Genomic DNA, 21,387 nt, shown 5'->3' on the forward strand with positions numbered 1-21,387 from the left:
GGCTTATTTTTGTTTAATCATTTTGGGTCTCAGCACTTGAATTTTATATATTTTTAAGGATGAAATACCCTTGGAGAAACTATTAATTTGAAAAACTTTATAAAAGAAAGAATGGAATATTTTATTTACGCCTTGAATCATACTTACACCGATGAAACACATACTGATACTAAGTTTCTTGGATTTTTCAATAGTCTTGAGGATTTGGAAGAAATAAAACAGAAAGCGGTTCTTTTATCTGGATTCAGAGATTATCCTGATTGTTTTGTTACGGATTATTATATCCTGGATAAGATACATTGGAAGGATGGTTTTCAGAATGTGATTGGAGAAATAGGGCGGGATTATATTGAAAAGGGAGATATCATTGATGATCATTGTATTTCCATTAAAGAACTAGGCATTAATACGGTTTTTAGTCTTAGTCATTCCTATACTATTCATACTTTTTTGGACGATGAGAGATATATCGGTGTATTTTCATCTTTGGATAAAGCTGAAATAGCTATTGATCAGCTTAAAAAGAAACCCGGATTCAGAGATTATCCAAATGATTTTAATATAAGTGAACTAGACCTGAAAGTCCTTTTATGGTCAGGATTTTGACATAAAAAAACCACCGCCAAGGCAGTGGTCTCATTATTTTCTTTTACTTAACCGTAATTGTTGGATCCCAGTAAAAGTACCCGTAAAGGATCTGTTTGTTACTGTCTTTAGGATCTAAAATATAAAGTCCAAACTGTACATAGAAGTTCTCTTTTCCAGTAGATCTTACTTTTGAATCGATACTGGCAAAGCTGATATCTGCAGTGGTTGCAGGAAGGCCGTTTAAAGAATTTACATCCGGTACAACAGCTTGCTTTCTTCTGACAGAATTGTATACGAAATTATTAAAAACCTGATCTCCCGACCAGTACTTAATATTATAAATAATAACTGCGTCATCCGAATTCTGATAGATTGAAGTTCCTCTGAAAGAAACTGTATCTCCAGCTCTTGCACTGAAGTTGAGATCAGCAGAACCTTGTCCTGATATAGCATTAGCATTTGAAACAATCATATGCTGGCTGTTGTGGTCTATTCCTACAGGCTTATTGGGATCTGTACTGGGACTTTTATAATGTTCTCGTACATAATCCGTGTCAATTACAATCAGGACATCTATTGCCTGGCTGGACGATTTAAGTTCTATATCTTCCATGATATTTAGTTTTGTTTGGTGTTTTCTTACTCATTGGGCTTTTCAGATTCCGCCCCGTGATTAAAGTGATCCGGCTTCACCTGTTGGGTTGTAATTACAATACAAATGTACATTGTTGAAAATGAAAATATTAGAGTGTAAATGCTGAAATTTAAGATTAGGTATTTGTACTTAATTAATCTCCCTGATGTGATTTTTTATCAGTCCAAAAAAATACCCTAAAGAATTGTATTCCTTAGGGCACCCATTTATAATGGTTTTGTTTAATTTTCTTTAAAAAGAAACCTCGTTCACTTCTTTTCCTCTTTGGAAGTTCATCATTTTCTGACTTCCCTTGTAAGCTATACTTACTAAGTTGATCTGTTTAGGAAAGGAACTTAAAAGGATCGTATTTTTAATCTTTAAGGTGTTTATATCCGAAACGCCTCCGGTTTCAAAATACACCCATACAGTTTCTCCACTGACCTGACTTCCCGTAAAGGTTATCGTTTTGGGAGCTCCATTGACAAATACATCAAAATTATTGTTTACATATTTTTTTACCTCTGCTTCAAATCCTGCTGTGTTCGGATTGATTTTAATAGCATCAGAGATATGGCTTGTATTCATTTTTGTGGTAAACTTCAATGTCTTGCTTCCATCAATATAGTCCACTTTGGTCATTGAAGAGAAAAAGTCTGCATACATAAAACTCATTAACACAAAAAATGTTAAAATTCCTGATATATATAAAAGTTTTTTCATCTTAATTAATAGATTTACAATCATTCTTGCTAGTTATAAGTCACAAATAATATGCCAATTAAAAATTCACATTCACAGAATATTTATCATAAAAAGCTTTAATATGTGCTACTGCCTCGTCAGCAGTATCTACCACACGATATAGGTCAAGATCATCTTCAGCAATCATCCCGTCTTTTAAAAGCGTTGCTTTAAACCAATCCAGTAATCCACCCCAGAATTCAGTTCCTACCAAGACGATCGGAAATTTACCGATTTTATTAGTCTGAATAAGAGTCATTGCTTCTGTTAATTCATCCAACGTACCAAAACCTCCCGGCATTACAACGAAGCCTTGAGAATATTTTACGAACATTACTTTTCTTACGAAGAAGTAATCGAAGTTCATAGAGTAGGATTTGTTGATGTAAGGATTAAAATGTTGCTCAAAAGGAAGATCAATATTCAAACCGATAGATTTTCCTTTTGCATTGAAAGCGCCTTTATTTCCAGCTTCCATAATTCCCGGGCCACCGCCGGTAATAATTCCGAAGCCTAGTTTTGTTATTTTTTCGGCAATTTCCACTGCCATTTGATAGTATTTATTCTCAGGCTTCAGACGGGCAGAACCAAATATGGATACACATGGGCCAATCTTAGCCAGCTTTTCGTAGCCGTCTACAAATTCAGCCATGACTTTAAATACCATCCAGCTGTCTTTGGTGATGGTTTCATCCCATGTTTTCTGTCTGAAACTGTTGTGCAGTTTTGTTTCGTTAATGTCAAGTTCTGGATTTACTAAACTTTCATCCCTAGTCCCATCAAGTTCCATTGCAAAATTTATTTAAAATATTTTTCGGCCTCTATTACAGATGAAGGTCTGCCTACATCTACAAGAATACTGTTGTGAACAAAACCGTGTATATGTTCGGTTTGCATCAGATCCAGATATTCTTCCATAACAGAAAATTTGCCGGTTCTTTTTATTTTCTTAAAGATCAGAGGGTTGATGCAGTGAATTCCACTGAAAGCAAGTGCTTTAAAACCTTTGTTGAACTCAGCAAGACGTTGTTCTCCCGTCTGCACATTCAGCCATCCCCTCAAAACCATTTCATCATTGAAAAGAAGTTTTCTCGAGCTTTCTCTGTCCGAAACCGCTAAAGTAGCAAAATCTTTTATCTTTTTGTGGTATTCTACTAATGCATTGATATTCATATCTGTTAAAATATCAGCATTCATGATTAGAAAGTCTTCTCCATGATCCAGATACTTTCTTGCAAAAATCAAGCCGCCCCCTGTTTCAAGGAGTTCATTGCTCTCATCAGAGATTTCAATTCTGCATCCGAAATTATCATTTTTGTTTAAAAAATTAACAATCTGATCTCCAAAATGATGGATGTTTATCACAAAGTCTTTTATTCCGAAACTTTTTAAATAGTTAATATTTCTTTCCAAAAGTGGAACATCATTTACCTTTGCCAGTGCTTTTGGATGGTGATCTGTAAATGGCTTAAGCCTGGTTCCTTTCCCTGCGGCGAAAATTAGAGCTTTCATAATAGTATAAGTAACGAATAATAGGTAATGAATAATATAAATGATCAGAAAATTACTGACTGCTCATTATAGGTTACTCATGTTAAGTTGTGGTTGTTCATCGTGGTGAAGGCTTACTTCTGTTCCTTCAGGATATTGTTCTTTAATAAATTCAGCTATTTTTATAGCAGAGTAAACCGATCTGTGCTGACCGCCTGTACATCCGAAATTGATTTGCAGATGCTCAAAACCTCTTTCCAGATAATCTTCAATATTGATCGAAACAAGAGATTTTATAAGCTCCAGGAATTTTGGCATTTCCGTTTTGGTTTCAAGGTATTCCTGAACTCCAATGTCATTTCCTGTCTGGCTTTTATATTCTTCAATTCTTCCGGGATTTAAAATTCCTCTGCAATCGAAAGCGAAACCTCCGCCGTTTCCTGAATTATCCTTTGGAATTCCTCCTTTCTTATAGGAAAAACTGTGTATGTCTATGTGTAGCATTTTTCTTCTTTTTTATTTTTGAATCATTAAAGTGTTTTAAGTTTAATGATTTGGGTTAAGTATTTGTTCAATCCTTAATTGCGTTTTTTCAGACGTCAATTGTTGAATGACCTTATTCAGTTCCGGATAGTTTTTCATTCCGTCCCAGGAAACTGCAAATTCTGTGATATTTTGGATCCCTTTATCGAGACTGGTGATGAAGTGCTGCTTTCTTTGGATTAATCCTCTGAAGCCATAAGCACCCAATACCTGTAGAAATCTCATCATCTGAATCGGCTGTATGCTATTTTTTAATTGATCTTTTACTTCAGGATTTTCAAATTGACTGATATAAAATTCAAGCATTTCATTTTTAAAATCCTCCCGGAAATTGGCTTTTGCCTGATACAGGAAGGAAATCACATCATACATCAAAGGTCCTTTCATGGCAGACTGATAATCGATGAACGAAACGTTATTTTCTTCATTCACCATAATGTTTCTTGCCTGAAAATCACGAATCATAATTCCTTTAGGTTCGAGATTTTCAATAAGTTTGACAATCTGTTTGAATTCTTTCAGTAATGTGGATTTATTATATTCCAGTTCCAGAACATCTGCTACAAAGTTTTTAAAGTAATAGAGATCATGAGTTACAGGAAGTTCGTCATAGCTTTCGTACTCAAATGTTTTAGAGTAATCTATTTTCCCCTGGGTCTGTATTTGAAGCTGGAACAGTTTTTCTAAAGTTTGCTGTACCAATTGTTTTACATGGGATGAGATATTTTCCTTTGCAATCACTTCAGAAAGAGTTTGTGCTCCCAAAAATTCCTGTACATACATTTTACTGTCATCCGAAACGGCAAGAATGTGTGGCGTGTTTAAATTGAGCACAGAAAATACTTCGGAATAATAAAGAAAACTTTCATTTTCCGGGATATTTTCATTGTAAGTGATAATGTATTTTTCAGAATCAGTGGAGGCGAGGAAGTTAACCCGCGCAGAACCGCTTTGAGCCAGTGTGATGAATTCGGTCGATTTTTTCCCCAATTGGTTTTCGAAAAATCGTTTTGCGTTTTCAGAAGTCATAATAGAAAACAAATATAGTAATTTAAGGTGAGTTGGAAATATGAGGTGTTTTATAATTATTTAAAGAGTTATTTTGACAGTTTTTGTAAGTTTAACTTCTCTTCTGTGTGATTTAAAATGTAGCTTTCTTGTCTCAAAATCAGTTTATTCTCGTGCTATTTTTTATATTTGTATTATGTTTAAGGATTTTAAGCCGGTTTTGGGAATTCTGCTTCGTTTTATCATCATTTATCTGGTGCTGCTTTTTGCTTACCAGTTTTATCTGAATGGCAGTAAGTTTTCCGGACTGGATTCTTTTTCGACCATGATTGCGAATAGAGTAAGTGCTCTACAAAATTCAATAGGATATCCTACCAGCCTTTATAATGATATAGAGAACGAGCAGGTTTGGTTTTATGTGAAATCTCAGTATGCGACAAGGATGGTTGAGGGATGTAATGCAGTCTCTGTAATGATTTTATTTGTATCTTTTATCTTTGCTTTTTACAAAGGAGCTAAGACGTTTCTTTTTGTAGCAGCTGGGCTCATTGCATTATATATGATGAATTTGCTGAGAATTACAGGATTGAATATTGTTATGGTAGATCATAAGGAATATGGTAAAATGTTCCATGATTTTATTTTTCCCGCCATTATTTATGGAAGTGTAATCGTGCTTTGGCTGATCTGGATTAAATTTTTTGCTTTAAAACATGAAAATTCTTAACTGGCTTCTTGTCATCATTGGAATCTGTGGACTGATAAGCGTCCGGGTTCTTGAAAACACGATTTTTTATGATCCTTTTCTGGGATATTTCCATGAAGCTACCAAAAATATGGAATTCCCTTCTTTTGATTGGGAAAAATTGATTGTAAGCCATGTGTTCAGATTTATTTTAAATCTTTTCTTTTCCTGTCTTATTATTTACGGTTTGTTTAAAAACAAGGCATGGACTTTCCAGGGAGCGGTAATGATCGGAATTGTATTTTTGATTTCGCTGCCAATTTATTTATACTGTGTGTATGACAGGTTTGAAATCGGGTATCTTTTTTCATTCTACATGAGGAGATTCGTGATACAGCCTTTGATTATCCTACTTCTTGTTCCGATGTTTTATTACAGAAAACAGATGATGGAAAAGTAAGAGAAATAAATCTAACAAGTAAAGGTAAAAACTATTATAAATGATTTTACAAATAGTACAGATTACTCTGCGGTATGTTTATCAACACTTGTTACATTTTCCGGTGTCCATTCTACCCGTTTAATGAAGCTTTTCTCTCTTACGGGGCATTTTTCAATCTGACAGACAGAACATGAGATAGGTTTACAGTCATCCATATGGAAATTAAACTCTATGGGACGTTTTATGTTTTTAGCGAGAAGAATAATCACTTTCTCCATCTCACTGTGAGCATCACGAAGGTCATAATACCAGGGAAGAGTGATGTGGGCATCAATATGTAGAGAGGCTCCGAATTGCTGGATTTTCATGTTGTGGACATCTATCCATTCTTTTTTTCTGTTGTTTTCCAGAATTCTGATAACCTGATTTAGTATTTCGGGGTCCTGTTCATCCATAATTCCGCTTAGAGATTTACGAACTATTTTGTACCCTACGAAAATAATATAAAGTCCAAAGATCAAAGCCACTACAGAATCCAGCCAATAGATTTTTGTGAAGTAAACAACCACTAAGCTTCCTACAACCCCAAGGGTTGTAATGGTATCCGACTGCAGGTGCTTTCCTGAAGAAATAAGGACCAGAGAGTTCTCTTTTTCTCCTTTTTTTATTGAAATATATCCAAGAAGATAATTGATGACTGCCGTAGCAGCAATGATCCAGATGCCAAGATCTATCTTACTCAAAGTTTTTCCTACGATAAGGCTGTTAATCCCTTCATAAATGATCATAATCCCTGCAATGGCAATAAGGGCTCCTTCGATTCCAGAAGTTACAAATTCTACCTTTCCGTGGCCGTAAGGATGGTCTTCGTCTTTGGGCTTAGCTGCCAGATGTAGTGAATACAATCCCATAAATGCACTGATCACATTCACGATGCTTTCCATGGCATCAGAGAATACAGCGTCGGAATTGGTGAGTTTCCAGGCGATAATCTTTCCTATAAAAAGAATCACTCCAAAGGCTGCAATAAGCTTCTGGAATCCTATTTTGTCTTTGTGGGTGTTTTTCTGGGTGTTCATCATGAGTTTGATAAAAAAAAGAATCTCAATTTTGAGACTCTTTTTTATTTTGTTAGTTTATACTAAGTTGTTTGCTACAAGGTATTCTGCGATTTGTACAGCGTTTGTTGCTGCTCCTTTCCTCAGGTTGTCTGCAACGATCCAGAGGTTGAGCGTTTTGGGCTGTGACAAATCTCGTCTGATTCTTCCAACGAAAACTTCGTCTTTTCCTTCGGAATAAAGAGGCATAGGGTAGTGGTTGTTTTTTACATCATCCATTACAATTACACCAGGAGTTTCAGATAAGATTTTTCTTACTTCATCCAGTTCATATTCGTTTTCAAATTCAATGTTTACACTTTCAGAGTGACCTCCCTGAACCGGAACTCTTACAGCTGTTGCTGTTAAGTTGAAGGTATCGTCTCCAAGAATTTTCTTAGGCTCCTTCATCAGTTTGATCTCTTCTTTGGTGTAATCATCATCAGCAAATACATCACAGTGTGGCAATGCATTTTTGAAGATCTGATAAGGATATACTTTTGCAGTAGAATCATCACCATTGATTTCACCATTTAACTGGTCTACTGCAGCTTTTCCAGTTCCTGTTACAGACTGGTAGGTAGAAACAATTACTCTTTTTAAATCATATTTTTTGTTCAAAGGTCCTAGAACCATTACCAATTGAATGGTAGAACAATTCGGATTTGCAATGATTTTATCTTCTTTAGTCAAAACATCAGCATTGATTTCAGGAACTACCAATTTTTTATCAGGGTCCATTCTCCATGCGGAAGAATTATCAATTACTGTGATTCCTGCTTCTGCAAATAGAGGGGCAAATTCAAGAGAAGTAGAACCACCTGCAGAGAAGATGGCAATATCCGGTTTGGCAGCTATAGCGTCCTTCATGCTTACGATGGTAAATTCCTTCTGTTTATACTTCACCTTCTTGCCTACAGATTTTTCGGATGCTACCGGGATTAATTCTGTTACAGGGAAGTTCCTTTCTTCCAAAACTTTCAGCATAACTTGTCCAACCATTCCTGTTGAACCTACTACAGCTACTTTCATTGATTTAATTAAAAATTTAAGATTAAACTATTTATAAATTATAACGCATATAATTTTTCTTTATTTTTTAAGCCCCGAAGACTCTTGTCCAAGGGAACGCGAATGCAAATAATCCTACTGCAATAAGTCCCATAATAACTACTCCTAAAGAAATAGTATCATTAGATTTTACTTTTCTGTTGACGATAGTCATCAAAACTGCTGCAATAAGCATAGAGAATGGATGTTCAACATATTGGAATCTTAATGCTGCATTTTTCATTACTTCTCCCATATTCAATCCTCTGCTGAAAGTTGTAATCAGCATGATAATCCCCAATAAAAACTGAACGTGGAAGAAAATCATTGTGAAAAGGGTTGTTTTCTTTAAGAATTTGTTCACTTTTCCACTGAAACCGAACATGGTGGCCAAAAGAGCAATGATAAATAAAGCAACCAGAAGAAGCTCAAGATACCCAAATCCTTTGTGGGCATTAAGCAAAATGTTGTAAAAATCCATACTTTCTATTTTTTGTACACAAAGATAACAAAAATCCCGGCTGGCTCAGTATGAATTATACTGACATTCCAATATATAGTTTAATCCTAAATCTTTTTCCGGTTTCGTTGTGAGTATCTTTCTGATAGCATCATGAACAATACTATTATTCCATATTCCAATACTGTTGTCCTTCGTGGTAATATGGTTATTCTGTGTATAATCCTTTATTACAGGCTTTCTATCGGTAAAAGATTGGGATTTAGAGGTGTAAATAGTCACTTTTCGTAGAATATACATTTGATATGAATCTCCACTTTCAAAATCTTTTTTCTTTTCAATCTTTTCCTTGATTTTTTGTAATAATGGCTTGATTAAAGGTGATTGAAAATCTATATCAAGAAGATAGATAAGCGCTCGCAAGAGGAAGAATATATTTTGAAAAGGAAAACTATTTTGTCTTTCAAATGTTTGATCTGTATACGATTGCTGGTTCAGTATAATAAGAATCTGACTGATCAGCTGAGCATATTTAATCTTTTGACGTTCTTTTTTAACACTGATATATCTGCTGGAGAAATAGAAAAGCAAATCTGTATAAGTCTGAAATTGATATACTGTGCTAATATTGTAGTTATTGTCCTTAAATTGAATGAAATGTTTCTCTAAATATTGTGAAAGATAGGAATCGACATTGAGGTCAATAAAATCTTCATTTGCTAAATATTGTATAGTCCATGCGATCCCACAAAGTCCATTGTATAAACTTAAATTCTCAATTTTATCAATTTCATTTAATTCTCTTTCTATGAAATCAATTGCCTGGTCATAAATTTCTGTATTATTTTCTTTTCCAGATAGTTCAAATAAGAAAATGGCAGCAGCGCATCTTCCATTTAAGCCCAGAGAGGGATAAGAAAAAGACTGTATTTTTAATAGCTTTACAATATTAAGATAGTATTCCTCCTGATTCTGTTTCATAGGTGGTTTTATGATGGGTGAAATAAAGCTCTTTTTTATAATATCTCCAGATGAAATCATATGTGACCAGTTCATGAAGTCTGTTATCTCCTACAAAAAGTCTGTTGAGGGACATATGAATTAAACTTGATATAAGACTGGTAAAATCTACTGTAAGAAGATTTTTGTTTTTTAAGCTTACAATTTTGGAGGCATTTTTTACAATTTCAGTCTTATTGATTTTTTTACTGTTCTTTGCAAGAAATGAATGGATGCTTGTTTGATATTCGGTATATAATCTGTCTAGATTTTTTTTTGTGTTTTTATCCACTCCGAATTCACTATAAAAGTGATTACGAAGTTTTTCCGAAAAAAGGACCTTTTCAGAAATGGAGAAATGAAAAGAGGAAAGATAAAAGTCAACTAATTTTAGACCCCATAAACTTCGGACATTAGGCCTGTTTTCATCCAGCGATGCTAAGATTGTCACAATACTATTACTGTCATGGAAAAAAATGGCTTCTGCATATTCCATCGTATTGGGCCCATATCTTTCAATTTCTCTTATGTAAGAATCAATTTGAAGTTTTGAAATGTATTCATCTTTCAGCATTTCCTTAAGAGAATTATTGATGGAATACATAATTTCTCCTATATGAGCTACGTCTTTTACCCGTACTCTATATCTGATGTGGTAGGACGGGTCATTATATCTTATGAAAAACCACTGATCAATTAGGTTTTTTGAAAGAAAAGATTGAGTTAACGGATTGAGATAATGAATTAAAATATCATCCGATGCACTATATCCACAATATATATTGTAATAAAGCCATTGATCTCCTGGTGTAAAAATACGTTGTATTTTATTTTGCATCTCTTATTGTCGATAATTTTTGATTATTGTAAAAGGTAAAAACAAATTGGTTGGTAAAAGAATGATGATCCCTTTTTACCAGTTGATGTTTATCTGTATATAAAAATTCCTTTAAGGTGAAATTTTCTTTTGTTCCTATGGCATCAATCATCATTCTAATACTGTTGATATTCTCTAAGTTGATTAACAAATCATTATCATGCTCTGTTAGTAATATATATTGTGGGAGATGCCATTCTTTTTTCGAACTCTTTATCATTTCAAGGAGTTCTTTATCTGATAATTTTTTTTGTGATAAAGCAGGTAGATCCAGGATATTAAAATTCCAGACTGCTGATTTTAAAATTAAATTTTTGTATTCTATTCGGGGTATATACTTGTATTTTTTTTCCATCTGTCCAAGATGTAGTCCAAGCCCATATTTATTGCCCTGATTTTGTAGATCGCATAAAAAATGATATACCGGTAAAGAATTGCTACTAAAATTATGGGCTGTATTGAGTCTAGGTATGATATACTTATTTAATTTTTTTGAACGTAGTACAACTTTATTATTTCTTATAGAAATCATCAGATCTCGTGTGTTGATTTGAAAATTTTCACTTTTTTCAGATCTTGATAGATAAGGTATTTCATATTCCGTAAAACTCGGTCTGGAGATAACATTTCCTATTCTGGCTTCTGGAATATGAGATATTTCGGCTATGATAGAATTTTGGTTAATTTCTTTTTCTATATCCACGATCGTTTCAGTATGTTCTTTGAGAAGAAGATCGGATGAGCAGAATCTTCCCAGTAAATTGGCACCACTGGCACCGCTGAACCCGTGAAAAAGAATTTTTTGTTGATTGTCAGTATGAATAATTTCTACCATTAACGAAAAGGTGTCAGCAAAATCACTCCATAAATCGTTATTTGAGTTGGGAATGTCCATGGAGGTTAAGCAAATAACTTTTGAATGATTTCTATAAGCTTCCATTATCTTATTTTGGAAAAGGTTGCTTATTGCATCCCACTTTATTTCTTCTTTCTTTTTCTGTGGAAAAGGAATATGAATTTTTTCAAGAAAATGATTACCTGGAATAATATTGTGATTAGACGCATAGCCTATTCCAATTTCGTTATCCATGGCAATACTTAAAGGAATTTCACGGTCTTCATATCTTTTTTTAAACTTTATAATAAATTTATCTAGCAAGGAATTATTGTTTTTTTCTGTTGCAGATGAAATCTTATTGAGTATAGTAAGTCCTTCCTGAAGATCTTTTATAATTTTCTTGTCAAGAGTATTACTTTTAGTTGTTACGGAAAGATCGGTTTGAAATAAGAACTTAAGGTCGGACTGCACTCCCAGTTGGTTGACCTTATCGTGAATAGTATAATAAAAGCCTGTGTCATTCGGGATAGACCCGTCCAGCTGAGCAATATCGCGGGTAATATCGTTAAATATATGGGAGTATGGATTGTTTTTGATTGTTGAAAAAGTTTTATTAATAGAACTGAAATAATCACTTCCAATAGAAGAACCGCTTATATTGCTTATAAGAAGTTGATTGTCTATAAGCTCATGTATGAAGTTTTTAGCCTCCTTCGTGGTAATTTCCGGATCATACTGAATTAAAGCATCTGCTATATTTTGAATTGTAGAATCCTGAGGAATAGTATTGAAAAGATATTCTAAATGAGGAGTGATTTCAACGGCTTCAATATGATGAACTCTTCTTAGTCCACCTGGATAAGTATATTCAACATACCGATACTGTTCTCCTGCTTTATAAATACTTGTATTCCAATGGTACGTTAAATGATTTCTCATTTTTTTGTCATAGGATATCGATTGCGAAAGAGATAAAAGGTACTGCATGTCAAGTCTGGTATACCTTTGATATTGATCTTCTTTGGATATTTCTACCTCATTTTTTTCACAGAGTTGTCCTAGTGAATAACCTGCAAACAAGCCAAAAGGAGTACAGCGTGATGACATTCTGCTTATGTATTTCAGAAGAGATCTTTTGAATTTTTCTTCTTTTTCTTTGTTGAGTGTACCCTCAAGCCAGCTCACCAACATGCCGTGTAATAATGGAGAAGCTAAAAATAGTGCTTCCTTAAAAAGAGCATCTTTAGAAAGAATTTTAAGTGACTCATCAGAGATACTTTTTTCTTTTAAAAGATCTGTTATCATATTAATGGGTTTTGAGGGAGTTCTCAAAACATATTGATTTAAAATTTTATAAGGAAATTTACTCATGTGAATTGGTTTTATGAAATTAATAGGCACTCATCCCAGCTGTTTAGTTCATTGTGGTGAAAATCCATCAATACTAACCCTGCACCTGATAACCCATTGAGAATACTCATAGGGGAATCTTTTGCAAAAGTGAGAGCATTGATACCTTTATTTAACCAAAAAATAGAGGTCTCTCTGTATTCTTCCGACAGCGTATCATTATAGACTCTTGAAAAAATTCTTGATGCACCAAAATACCCATGGCAGATACCATAGTTTTTGATCATTGCGTTCTTATGTTCTTTCCTTTGAGCAGATTTTTTCAATAAAGCTGATAATGTATGTGAGATTGCACTATCTTCTGATATACGGGATGCCTTCATAAATGCCATGGCAATTCCAATGTCTCCAGAGCACCAGCTAAGACTACTGAATGATTTTTCACCTGTTTCCAGATCCATCCATAGAGGAAATTTAGATTCAGACTCAGGTTGCATTTCATGTTGTGATAATAAAAAGATAAATTTTTCGATCCATTCTTTTGATTGTTCCCGAAAATAACCTTTGTCATGGCAAAGGCAAAGTATAGCAATAATGCTTGCTATTCCGTGAGCGAGCCCAAAATGAAGTCTGTTTTTCTGCTTTCCTTCCACCATTTCGTGCATGGAAATTTTACTCAGATGATGGTGGGTGATGGTACTGTAGATTTCAGGAAGATTTGAAAATAAAATAGAAATTTGGTTTTTATAACAGTCTGCTTTTTTTGATCTTTTTAGAAAATAAAAAATGTAACCTAGCGCTCCATGAAGGAAATCATAGTTATTCTCAAGAATATATTTTGATAATTCGCCTTCCAGATAGGTGTCAAGTATGGATAATGTTTCAGAAAACTCACCTTCAGAAACAAATTGGTTTTCTTCTAAATGTTGAAGGAGCCATGCAAATCCGGCAATACCATTACAGTAAGAAGAAGGAAGATTTTCTTCGTTGATTTTTTTTATACAATAATCGATTGTTTCTAAACTTTGATCTTGCTGAATGTTATATTTTCTTTCGTAATACGATTGAAATAAAGCGATGCCGCTAAGTCCATTTAAAGTGCCTACGCGGCTATATTCCTGATAATTATTTTTAAGGTGTATATAAATATTCTCTAGCTTCTCCAAAATATCTTTTTGAAAATCAGGTGATAACATAGTAATCGATATTAATAAAAAACCATAGTAAAAATTAATTTACTATGGCGGTTTTTTATAGTATTATTTTTTTACGAAACGCATACATAGTAACATTCTTCATTATGAATTGGGTTACCTTGTGCATCATAACTTGCATGCTGCCAGTATCCCTGGCCTGAAGCATTTTCTGTACCTATTACAGAAGTAGGATGTGTATTAGGTTGAAGAACATCACCTCCTTTGATGTTTCCCTGTAAGTTTCTGCTTAAAATACCTGCGTTAAGCTTTGAAATTTTAGTCTTTTTTAGTGTTAACTTTTTCTTCATGGTTAATTTTTTTAGAAAGTTGTTGATAAAGATAATAAGGTGGTGAATCTTTAAGATCCACAATCATAGTAGCATGTAGGGCCATGGATAGAGTTGGTTTGTGCATCATAACTTTCATGATACCATGCTCCGTGAGCAGAACCACCATCACCTCCATATACAGGTGAAGGGTGTGTGTTAGGTTGAACCACGTCACCTCCTTTGATGTTTGCTTTCATGCCTTTGTTAAGAATGGTGATATTAAGCTTTGAAATTTTTGTTTTTTTCAATGCTAATTTTTTCTTTTCCATAAATTGAGTATTTCAGGTTTAAGTAAGTCTAAAATAATGAAAATTAGACCTCATTCCATTCTATACTAAATTTTTCATCATTGATTTTTTCTATTTTGTTCTCTATGTAGTGATAAATGTTTATTGCTGAATTTTTATTAATGTTTTTGGGGCTAATGCTTGAAATCCATTGTTTTGTAAAGTCTTTATCGGGAAAATTTTCCCAATGATAGTGTTCTCTATATAAAGAATCACATAAAACCTTTTCCGTTTTTGTATCTAAAAATGTCTCGTAGCCCAGGTATGATGAATAATAGAAGAGTATTTTTTTTAAAAACACATAGTAATGATAGTGAAAAAAAGGAGATTCTTCGTCCAGAGAAAGCAAGTGGTTTTTATGATTATATAAGCCATATAAACCGGCTTTTGTCTCGCTTTTTATATTTATTTTTTTTAAGAGGGGAGTAGAAACATAAACGTTGGCTAGTTCTTTTAATTCTCTAATCACATTTTTCCTATCATATAATATGGTCCCAATATTAAAAATATATGCTTCAAACTTTTGTCTATTGAGAAACTCGTCATTGAACTTTTTCTTGATAGATTCTAAGCTCCTGCCCAAATAAGAAAATTTATAATTGTCAATAGTTTCTAATCCCTTTAATGTTTTTGTTTTTGATGAATCAAATATAATTCGGATATCTATATCTGAATTTTCTGTTTGAAGGCCTACAGCATAACTTCCGGTTAATAAAATACCTATTACATGTTTTTTATTTTTCCATTGGTCTAAAAATTGACTCAGTGCTTTTTCCATGAACTTTGCTTTTCATAAAAATAAAAAAATCCCGGCTCAAAGCCGGGATTTTTTTATTATAAAATCTAAAGTTTTTATATTATTAGAAGTTGAATGATAAGGTTGCAGCCCATGTAGTTCCGAAACCGAAATAAGCACGGTTACCTGTTGCGATACCATTGTACATCATTCCTAGTTGCTCGTAAGTCTGATTTTTAGTATTAAGCGTTTTTCCGTCAGCTAAATATTTTGGTTTATCATCACCAAATAGACTTGTTGCAGAATCAGAAATATAAACTTTATCAAATAAGTTATAAACGTTAGCTCCAATAGTGAAGTACTGAGCTTCGTTCTTTAATCTGATTTTGTAAGAGAAACCTACATCAAACAAGTTGAAATCCGGTAACTGTAATACTCCTCTTTCCTGAGCTGAAACATTAGTGAACGTTCCTGCATCAATCGTAGAGTAAACTTTTCCTACATATCTCCATGTTCCAAAGATATTAAGATCTTTTACCGGTTTTACAGTAAGACCTAATGATGCGGTCATCTGAGGAATACTGTTGCTACCTGATCCTCCTACTTTTACTTTATCTAAGTATAGTGTATTTCCTGAAGCATTAGCTAAAGTAACCGGGTTGTTATTGTCATCAAATGAAGCTACACTAGCATTTCCTTTGTAATAGTAATCTCCCCAAGAGAACATCCCTTGAACTTCTAGGAAACGGTTTGGTTTGTATACACCATCAAATTCTACTCCCTGGTGAATTTCAGTGATACCATTGATTTCAGAATAACCTGTAGTAGTTGTATTATCAGCCAATGTAAATGTCTGACCTGTTTTTCTCAACCATCTGTCTTTCCACTGTGTTCTATATACGTTAACATTTGCAGTGAATTTTGCAGATCTGAATCCATAACCAACTTCAGCAGAAGCAATCTTTTCGTTAGTTAGATAAGGATTAACAAACTGTTGGTTACTTGGGTAAACTGAGTTAAGGAACGGCTGCTTGCTATAGTAACCTAAGTTTGCAAAAACGTTATGTTGCTCGTTAATGTTATAGTTAGCTCCCCCTTTAATATTATATCCGAAAATGTTTTTAAATCCTGTCTTCGTGTTTACAGTCTGACCTTTAATTGTACTTCCGTCTACCACATAGTTGTCAATTCTTTGGAAACCTTGGTTAGATACGGAACCTTGTAAGAATGCAGATAAGTTATTTTTAGTATACTCTACCTGAGCAAATCCACTGTACCAAAGAACTTCTCCATCATTGCTGTATCCTATTTGGTCTTGAGCTGGTGCTAATTTTCCTCCGAAAGGATTCCAAGCTAATTTTTTGTAATCATAAAGGGTATTTACAATTCTTGGGGTAGCTATATTTTTGTTAGCAGCGTCTTTGTATCCTGCTGCTCCATATAGATCAGTAAGAACTTGATAGTGGTAACCATAATAGTATCTGTCATCAGTACCGATTGAGAAATTCCAGTTATCATTAAGTTTGTGCTGGAAGTTAGCTAAGATACCATACCAGTTGTGAGAATTAATATTAGATCTACGAACTAAAGTGCTTCCTGCTCCTGCTGTATTTAAGTTAACAGCGGCATTAGCTGCAAAAATAGCATCATAATTGTAGTGACCTGCAGCATCATAGAAATCAGTCATTCCTTTTCCTCCTACTTTACCTAAGTCACCTGTTCCACCACCTCTACCGTTAGACATGTATAAAACTGTACTTAGCTTAGACTTTTCGTTCATTGTCCAATCCCAGTTTAACATCATTACCGGCTTAGAATAATAGTTTGATCTGTTAGCTAAAGCAACTTTATTTCCGTTTGCATCAGTATAATATCCGTAATCTGAGTTATATCTTCTGTAAGGATTTCCGTCATGATCAGGATTGTAGTTGATATAGTTTTGGATTGTTGGAGCAAAAGTTCTTTGATCATGCCACTGAGGTGCAGAAGTGATTGTGAACTGTAAGTTATGCTTTTTGTTGATCTCATAACCTAATGCAAAGAAATATGCATAAGATTCGTAATCAGTATTTTCAATATAAGTACCTCCAGCTTGTCTGCTCATTAAGAATGAGGCAGAAACACCATCTTTAGATTTTCCAGTATTATAAGCAAAGGATGTTTTCAAATAGTCATTGTTACCAACTCCTAATCTAATAATCCCTCCTTTTTTCATGTCTGCCGACTTGGTGATGAAGTTCATTGTACCCCCAACAGAAGCAATTGCTAATTTAGAAGAACCTAAACCTCTTTGTACCTGTAATGTACTTGTTACATCAGATAACCCAGTCCAGTTTGAGAAATAAACAGAGCCTCCTTCCATATCGTTTACAGGCATACCGTTTACCATTACTGCAATGTTTCTAGACTCAAATCCACGCATTACAATTTGAGAATCTCCGAAACCACCACCACCTTTTGTAGCATACACGGAAGGTGTTGTGTTCAGTATTTCGACAAGTTCTTGGTTTCCCTGTCTTTCTAAAATCTGTGCAGCTTTAATAGTAGATACTGCAACAGGTGTTTTTCTATCTTTCGCGATATCTGTAACACCTCTTAAGATTACCTCCTCAATGTCTTTAGATTTAGTCTTTGCTGAATCTTGAACTTCTTGAGCGTAATAGACGCTAGCCGTTGATAATGTAATTACCGCAGTTAGAATCGATTTGTTGATTAATTTCATAATCGTTAGTAATAATTAGATTTAATTTTCTGCAAAATTCGCAAAATAAAATTTAACTATTATTAACTCAATGTTAATTTTTACTCAATCTTAATAATGTTAATTCGTTGATTTTCAGTAATGTAAATAAAAAATCAATTTTTACATGAAAAAAGTCATGTTGATGAATTTTTAACAAAGCGGGGCTGTTTTTGTTAAAAATTCAACGCTATTTCACTGCTTTGAGACTCAAATCAATATTCTCAGCCGAGTGTGTAAGGGCTCCTACAGAGATATATGTGACTCCTGTTGAGGCAATTTCTTTTAGCATATCACGGGTAATTCCACCAGAAGCTTCACATTCGCAAGAATTATTAATCATCTTTACAGCCTGTGCCATTGTTTCCACATCCATATTATCCAGCATGATTCTGTCTACTTTGGCATTGATGGCTTCCTGTACTTCTTCAAGATTTCTGGTTTCAACCTCTATTTTTAGCTTTTTTTTGTTCTTCTTAACGTAATCTTTTGCCATTGCTACAGCATTGGTAATACTTCCGTTGTAATCAATATGATTATCTTTCAGCATGATCATGTCATAAAGACCATATCTGTGATTGGTTCCTCCTCCAATGGCAACAGCCCATTTTTCACACATTCTGAAATTTGGAGTGGTTTTCCGTGTATCTAAAAGTTTAGTTTTTGTACCTACCAATCTTGAATCCCATTCATGGGTAAGAGTGGCAATTCCACTCATTCTTTGCATACAGTTAAGAACAAATCTCTCTGTAGAAAGGATAGATCTTGCACTTCCTGTTACGATAAGGACAACATCTCCGAACTTACAAGGGGTTCCGTCTTTAATGAAAACTTCAACGTTAAGATTTTTATCAAAAGTTTTGAAGATGATTTCTGCGAGTTCAACTCCTGCAAGAATACAGTCTTGCTTTACCAGAAGTTTGGCGCTTTGCTCAAGATCCTGCGGAATGGTAGAAAGGGTAGAGTGGTCGCCATCCTGAATATCTTCTTCAAGAGCATTTTTTATAAATGTCTTTAATGCTTTCTCTGTAACGTATGCTGGTCTTTTCATATTTTTTTGATTTTAATAATAAAAGGAAGATCTCTTTCCGAACAATATGTCATGAATTATAAATAGTAAAAGGACTTCATTTTCCTTAGCGTCTATTTTTTCAAAATCTATATTGTCTTTTATTTTTATATTGTTTTGATTAATTCCCTGAAACTCTAATACTTGTTTTTCGTTTCGCCCGTCCGGTACAATTTTGTAACTCCATGTAAGGCTATCCCAATGATATTCCTGAGTGTAATAAATAATTTTTTCTTTATTGAAGGTTAAAATCGGATACTGAGAATTATTGACATAATAAAGAGTTAAGCGTAACTTATTATCCTTAATTATATTATCTAAGTCAAATTGTAAGCTCCCATAATACTCCTGTTTTCCTAATCCTTTCATGTTGCATAGAAGATTTAAAACTAAAGGATATTTAGATCTGGGAACAATTATCTTTTTTAATAATGTTATTCCGTATAATCCGAAAAGAGCGGCCAAAATTATGGCGCCTAGCAAAATAGCTATATCTGAAAAACTATCCGCTCTTTCCTGTTTTGTGAAAAACTTTAATAATGTAAACCCACAAATCAACGAAAGTATTATTCTTGAATAGAATAAAATATCAACTATTTTAAGAATATTTACATTCAGGGTTTTCATTGAATCTGTTAAAATTAAACAAGGTCTTTATTGTAAAATGCTCCTTTGTTCTCTGTCATTTCCATAGACTGGGTAATGATGAGGTGGGCAACAGTTGTTAAATTTCTTAATTCTGAAAGCTGTGGTGAAAGAATAGAGTAGTGGTAGATTTCATCCACGGCCGCTGCAATTTCCTGGTGTTTCTGTAAAGCCATATTCAGACGTCTGTCGCTTCTTACAATTCCTACAAGGTCGCTCATCATTTCCTGAAGCTGTTTTCTCAGGTAGCTGACAATGACCATTTCGTCCATAATTTTCATTCCTTCTTCATTCCATTCCGGAACGGCTTTCAGGTCATCAAAGTTGAAATTATTTTCGTTCAGAAGTTCTACTGCTTTCATCGCAGCATTGTGGCCGAAGACAAGTCCTTCAAGCAAAGAGTTTGAAGCAAGTCTGTTGGCTCCGTGAAGTCCTGAATTGGTACATTCGCCAACAGCAAAAAGATTTTTAATAGAAGATTGTCCGTCTCTGTCTACTTCAATTCCTCCCATTAAGTAATGGCATGCTGGAACAACAGGGATCAATTGGGTAAAAGGATCTATTCCTTCGTCTTTACATTTTTTATAGATATTCGGGAAGTGCTCCAGGAATTTTTCATGATTCATTTCCTTACAATCTAAACCTACAAATTCATCACCGGTAATTTTCATTTCGGCGTCGATCGCTCTTGCTACAATATCTCTTGATGCCAATTCTTCGCGCTCATCATACTTATGCATGAATTTTTCGCCTCTTTTTGTTCTTAATTTCGCTCCGTCTCCACGTACCGCTTCTGAAATTAAAAATAACATTCCATCCATTTTGCTATACAAAGCTGTTGGGTGAAACTGATAATACTGCATATTGGAAACCTTTCCTTTGGCACGGGCTACAAAAGCAATTCCGTCTCCTGTGGCAATAGTTGGGTTGGTCGTATTTTTATAAACATGCCCGGCACCTCCTGTGGCTGCCAGTGTTATTTTAGAAGTGATTTTTTTGATTGTCTTGGATTTTTCATCCAGAATATAAGCACCGTAGCAGTGAATGTCTCCTTCATTAAGCTCTTTGCCGGGAACGTGGTGTTGGGTGATGATATCAATTACATAATGATGATCCAGAATCTCAATATTTGGACTGTTGTTAGCTGTCTGCAATAAGGCTCTTTCGATTTCGAATCCGGTGATATCTTTATGATGGACGATTCTGTTTTCCGTATGGCCACCTTCTCTTCCTAAGGCAAACTTTCCGTTTTTCATATCGAACTGGGCACCCCATTCAACAATTTCGTTGAACCTCGCAGGAGCTTCTTTTACCACCATTTCCACTACATCGCGTTTGTTTTCGCCATCTCCGGCACGCATGGTGTCGTCAATATGTTTTTGGAAGTTATCATTTTGGAAGTCTGTTACTACAGCAAGTCCACCCTGGGCATATTTGGTGTTGCTTTCATCCTCATCAGATTTGGTTACGATGATGATTTTGGCATCAGGGAGCTGTTCAGAAACTTTAATGGCATAGGAAAGTCCGGAAATGCCGGAACCAATAACTAATACATCCGCTTTTATCATATGCTTGCTTT

23 protein-coding genes are annotated in these 21,387 nt (G+C 34.4%); 3 read left to right on the forward strand and 20 right to left on the reverse strand.

Features of this window, described 5'->3' with window-relative positions:
* Positions 1-111 precede the first annotated feature (111 nt).
* Complete coding sequence (locus ACQ76T_RS15375) at positions 112-606, forward strand: DUF7336 domain-containing protein (RefSeq protein ID WP_431344173.1); 495 nt, start codon at positions 112-114, stop codon at positions 604-606.
* A gap of 43 nt (positions 607-649) precedes the next feature.
* On the opposite strand, the gene ACQ76T_RS15380 is transcribed toward ACQ76T_RS15375, so the two are convergent.
* From ACQ76T_RS15380 to ACQ76T_RS15405, 6 genes are all read right to left on the reverse strand, one after another.
* A complete protein-coding gene (locus ACQ76T_RS15380; RefSeq protein ID WP_431344174.1) occupies positions 650-1,201 on the reverse strand; it encodes an inclusion body family protein in 552 nt (183 codons plus the stop codon).
* 273 nt (positions 1,202-1,474) lie between these two features.
* Entirely contained in the window at positions 1,475-1,945 is a 471-nt protein-coding gene (locus ACQ76T_RS15385; protein ID WP_431344175.1) for a DUF6702 family protein, read from the reverse strand.
* A gap of 58 nt (positions 1,946-2,003) precedes the next feature.
* A complete protein-coding gene (locus ACQ76T_RS15390) occupies positions 2,004-2,756 on the reverse strand; it encodes a TIGR00730 family Rossman fold protein (protein WP_431344176.1) in 753 nt (250 codons plus the stop codon).
* Positions 2,757-2,764: 8 nt separating this feature from the next.
* Entirely contained in the window at positions 2,765-3,478 is a 714-nt protein-coding gene (locus ACQ76T_RS15395) for a nucleotidyltransferase family protein (RefSeq protein ID WP_431344177.1), read from the reverse strand.
* Between the two features lie 66 nt (positions 3,479-3,544).
* The gene (locus ACQ76T_RS15400; RefSeq protein ID WP_431344178.1) at positions 3,545-3,961 is read right to left on the reverse strand and encodes a RapZ C-terminal domain-containing protein; all 417 of its coding nucleotides are present in this window, start codon (positions 3,959-3,961) and stop codon (positions 3,545-3,547) included.
* 42 nt (positions 3,962-4,003) lie between these two features.
* Complete coding sequence (locus tag ACQ76T_RS15405) at positions 4,004-5,029, reverse strand: aminoglycoside phosphotransferase family protein (RefSeq protein WP_431344179.1); 1,026 nt, start codon at positions 5,027-5,029, stop codon at positions 4,004-4,006.
* A 175-nt stretch (positions 5,030-5,204) separates the two neighbouring features.
* Between ACQ76T_RS15405 and xrtF the strand changes: the two genes are divergently transcribed.
* Both xrtF and ACQ76T_RS15415 read left to right on the forward strand, forming a co-directional pair.
* Positions 5,205-5,735 (forward strand): exosortase family protein XrtF, encoded by a 531-nt coding sequence (gene xrtF / locus ACQ76T_RS15410; protein ID WP_431344180.1) that lies wholly within the window; start codon positions 5,205-5,207, stop codon positions 5,733-5,735.
* A complete protein-coding gene (locus ACQ76T_RS15415) occupies positions 5,722-6,153 on the forward strand; it encodes an exosortase F system-associated membrane protein (protein WP_431344181.1) in 432 nt (143 codons plus the stop codon). Before xrtF ends, ACQ76T_RS15415 begins: the two co-directional genes overlap by 14 nt.
* Before the next feature lie 62 nt (positions 6,154-6,215).
* On the opposite strand, the gene ACQ76T_RS15420 is transcribed toward ACQ76T_RS15415, so the two are convergent.
* From ACQ76T_RS15420 to nadB, 14 genes are all read right to left on the reverse strand, one after another.
* Entirely contained in the window at positions 6,216-7,214 is a 999-nt protein-coding gene (locus ACQ76T_RS15420; RefSeq protein WP_431344391.1) for a cation diffusion facilitator family transporter, read from the reverse strand.
* Between the two features lie 57 nt (positions 7,215-7,271).
* On the reverse strand, positions 7,272-8,264 hold the full coding sequence (locus ACQ76T_RS15425; RefSeq protein ID WP_431344182.1) for an aspartate-semialdehyde dehydrogenase: 993 nt from the start codon (positions 8,262-8,264) through the stop codon (positions 7,272-7,274).
* Positions 8,265-8,331: 67 nt separating this feature from the next.
* The gene (locus ACQ76T_RS15430) at positions 8,332-8,763 is read right to left on the reverse strand and encodes a hypothetical protein (RefSeq protein WP_431344183.1); all 432 of its coding nucleotides are present in this window, start codon (positions 8,761-8,763) and stop codon (positions 8,332-8,334) included.
* 45 nt (positions 8,764-8,808) lie between these two features.
* Positions 8,809-9,723, reverse strand: a complete 915-nt coding sequence (locus tag ACQ76T_RS15435) for a lanthionine synthetase LanC family protein (RefSeq protein WP_431344184.1) — start codon at positions 9,721-9,723, stop codon at positions 8,809-8,811.
* Positions 9,692-10,579 carry a thiopeptide-type bacteriocin biosynthesis protein gene (locus ACQ76T_RS15440; protein ID WP_431344185.1) on the reverse strand — a complete coding sequence of 296 codons (888 nt, stop codon included), beginning with the start codon at positions 10,577-10,579 and terminating at the stop codon, positions 9,692-9,694. Before ACQ76T_RS15440 ends, ACQ76T_RS15435 begins: the two co-directional genes overlap by 32 nt.
* Positions 10,569-12,827 carry a lantibiotic dehydratase family protein gene (locus tag ACQ76T_RS15445; RefSeq protein ID WP_431344186.1) on the reverse strand — a complete coding sequence of 753 codons (2,259 nt, stop codon included), beginning with the start codon at positions 12,825-12,827 and terminating at the stop codon, positions 10,569-10,571. The genes ACQ76T_RS15440 and ACQ76T_RS15445 overlap by 11 nt, the downstream gene beginning before the upstream one ends.
* Before the next feature lie 11 nt (positions 12,828-12,838).
* Complete coding sequence (locus ACQ76T_RS15450; RefSeq protein WP_431344187.1) at positions 12,839-13,972, reverse strand: lanthionine synthetase LanC family protein; 1,134 nt, start codon at positions 13,970-13,972, stop codon at positions 12,839-12,841.
* Between the two features lie 101 nt (positions 13,973-14,073).
* Complete coding sequence (locus ACQ76T_RS15455; protein WP_431344188.1) at positions 14,074-14,310, reverse strand: hypothetical protein; 237 nt, start codon at positions 14,308-14,310, stop codon at positions 14,074-14,076.
* A gap of 50 nt (positions 14,311-14,360) precedes the next feature.
* Entirely contained in the window at positions 14,361-14,600 is a 240-nt protein-coding gene (locus ACQ76T_RS15460) for a hypothetical protein (RefSeq protein ID WP_431344189.1), read from the reverse strand.
* A 43-nt stretch (positions 14,601-14,643) separates the two neighbouring features.
* Positions 14,644-15,396 (reverse strand): nucleotidyltransferase domain-containing protein, encoded by a 753-nt coding sequence (locus ACQ76T_RS15465; RefSeq protein ID WP_431344190.1) that lies wholly within the window; start codon positions 15,394-15,396, stop codon positions 14,644-14,646.
* A gap of 82 nt (positions 15,397-15,478) precedes the next feature.
* Entirely contained in the window at positions 15,479-18,076 is a 2,598-nt protein-coding gene (locus ACQ76T_RS15470; RefSeq protein WP_431344191.1) for a TonB-dependent receptor, read from the reverse strand.
* A 208-nt stretch (positions 18,077-18,284) separates the two neighbouring features.
* Positions 18,285-19,145 (reverse strand): carboxylating nicotinate-nucleotide diphosphorylase, encoded by an 861-nt coding sequence (nadC, locus tag ACQ76T_RS15475; RefSeq protein ID WP_431344192.1) that lies wholly within the window; start codon positions 19,143-19,145, stop codon positions 18,285-18,287.
* A gap of 12 nt (positions 19,146-19,157) precedes the next feature.
* Positions 19,158-19,790, reverse strand: coding sequence for a hypothetical protein (locus ACQ76T_RS15480; RefSeq protein WP_431344193.1), 633 nt, complete (start codon positions 19,788-19,790; stop codon positions 19,158-19,160).
* A gap of 14 nt (positions 19,791-19,804) precedes the next feature.
* Positions 19,805-21,376, reverse strand: a complete 1,572-nt coding sequence (gene nadB, locus ACQ76T_RS15485) for an L-aspartate oxidase (protein WP_431344194.1) — start codon at positions 21,374-21,376, stop codon at positions 19,805-19,807.
* Positions 21,377-21,387 lie beyond the last annotated feature (11 nt).

It is taken from the genome of Chryseobacterium sp. JK1 (assembly GCF_050632815.1).
In the GTDB taxonomy this organism is placed as follows: Bacteria; Bacteroidota; Bacteroidia; order Flavobacteriales; family Weeksellaceae; genus Chryseobacterium.

Excerpts from the sequence above, each read along its gene's own strand:
- ACQ76T_RS15375 (WP_431344173.1), top strand. The coding sequence starts at position 112 with ATGGAATATTTTATTTACGCCTTGAATCATACTTACACCGATGAAACA.
- ACQ76T_RS15380 (WP_431344174.1), bottom strand. The coding sequence starts at position 1,201 with ATGGAAGATATAGAACTTAAATCGTCCAGCCAGGCAATAGATGTCCTG.
- ACQ76T_RS15385 (WP_431344175.1), bottom strand. The coding sequence starts at position 1,945 with ATGAAAAAACTTTTATATATATCAGGAATTTTAACATTTTTTGTGTTA.
- ACQ76T_RS15390 (WP_431344176.1), bottom strand. The coding sequence starts at position 2,756 with ATGGAACTTGATGGGACTAGGGATGAAAGTTTAGTAAATCCAGAACTT.
- ACQ76T_RS15395 (WP_431344177.1), bottom strand. The coding sequence starts at position 3,478 with ATGAAAGCTCTAATTTTCGCCGCAGGGAAAGGAACCAGGCTTAAGCCA.
- ACQ76T_RS15400 (WP_431344178.1), bottom strand. The coding sequence starts at position 3,961 with ATGCTACACATAGACATACACAGTTTTTCCTATAAGAAAGGAGGAATT.
- ACQ76T_RS15405 (WP_431344179.1), bottom strand. The coding sequence starts at position 5,029 with ATGACTTCTGAAAACGCAAAACGATTTTTCGAAAACCAATTGGGGAAA.
- xrtF (WP_431344180.1), top strand. The coding sequence starts at position 5,205 with ATGTTTAAGGATTTTAAGCCGGTTTTGGGAATTCTGCTTCGTTTTATC.
- ACQ76T_RS15415 (WP_431344181.1), top strand. The coding sequence starts at position 5,722 with ATGAAAATTCTTAACTGGCTTCTTGTCATCATTGGAATCTGTGGACTG.
- ACQ76T_RS15420 (WP_431344391.1), bottom strand. The coding sequence starts at position 7,214 with ATGAACACCCAGAAAAACACCCACAAAGACAAAATAGGATTCCAGAAG.
- ACQ76T_RS15425 (WP_431344182.1), bottom strand. The coding sequence starts at position 8,264 with ATGAAAGTAGCTGTAGTAGGTTCAACAGGAATGGTTGGACAAGTTATG.
- ACQ76T_RS15430 (WP_431344183.1), bottom strand. The coding sequence starts at position 8,763 with ATGGATTTTTACAACATTTTGCTTAATGCCCACAAAGGATTTGGGTAT.
- ACQ76T_RS15435 (WP_431344184.1), bottom strand. The coding sequence starts at position 9,723 with ATGAAACAGAATCAGGAGGAATACTATCTTAATATTGTAAAGCTATTA.
- ACQ76T_RS15440 (WP_431344185.1), bottom strand. The coding sequence starts at position 10,579 with ATGCAAAATAAAATACAACGTATTTTTACACCAGGAGATCAATGGCTT.
- ACQ76T_RS15445 (WP_431344186.1), bottom strand. The coding sequence starts at position 12,827 with ATGAGTAAATTTCCTTATAAAATTTTAAATCAATATGTTTTGAGAACT.
- ACQ76T_RS15455 (WP_431344188.1), bottom strand. The coding sequence starts at position 14,310 with ATGAAGAAAAAGTTAACACTAAAAAAGACTAAAATTTCAAAGCTTAAC.
- ACQ76T_RS15460 (WP_431344189.1), bottom strand. The coding sequence starts at position 14,600 with ATGGAAAAGAAAAAATTAGCATTGAAAAAAACAAAAATTTCAAAGCTT.
- ACQ76T_RS15465 (WP_431344190.1), bottom strand. The coding sequence starts at position 15,396 with ATGGAAAAAGCACTGAGTCAATTTTTAGACCAATGGAAAAATAAAAAA.
- ACQ76T_RS15470 (WP_431344191.1), bottom strand. The coding sequence starts at position 18,076 with ATGAAATTAATCAACAAATCGATTCTAACTGCGGTAATTACATTATCA.
- nadC (WP_431344192.1), bottom strand. The coding sequence starts at position 19,145 with ATGAAAAGACCAGCATACGTTACAGAGAAAGCATTAAAGACATTTATA.
- ACQ76T_RS15480 (WP_431344193.1), bottom strand. The coding sequence starts at position 19,790 with ATGAAAACCCTGAATGTAAATATTCTTAAAATAGTTGATATTTTATTC.
- nadB (WP_431344194.1), bottom strand. The coding sequence starts at position 21,376 with ATGATAAAAGCGGATGTATTAGTTATTGGTTCCGGCATTTCCGGACTT.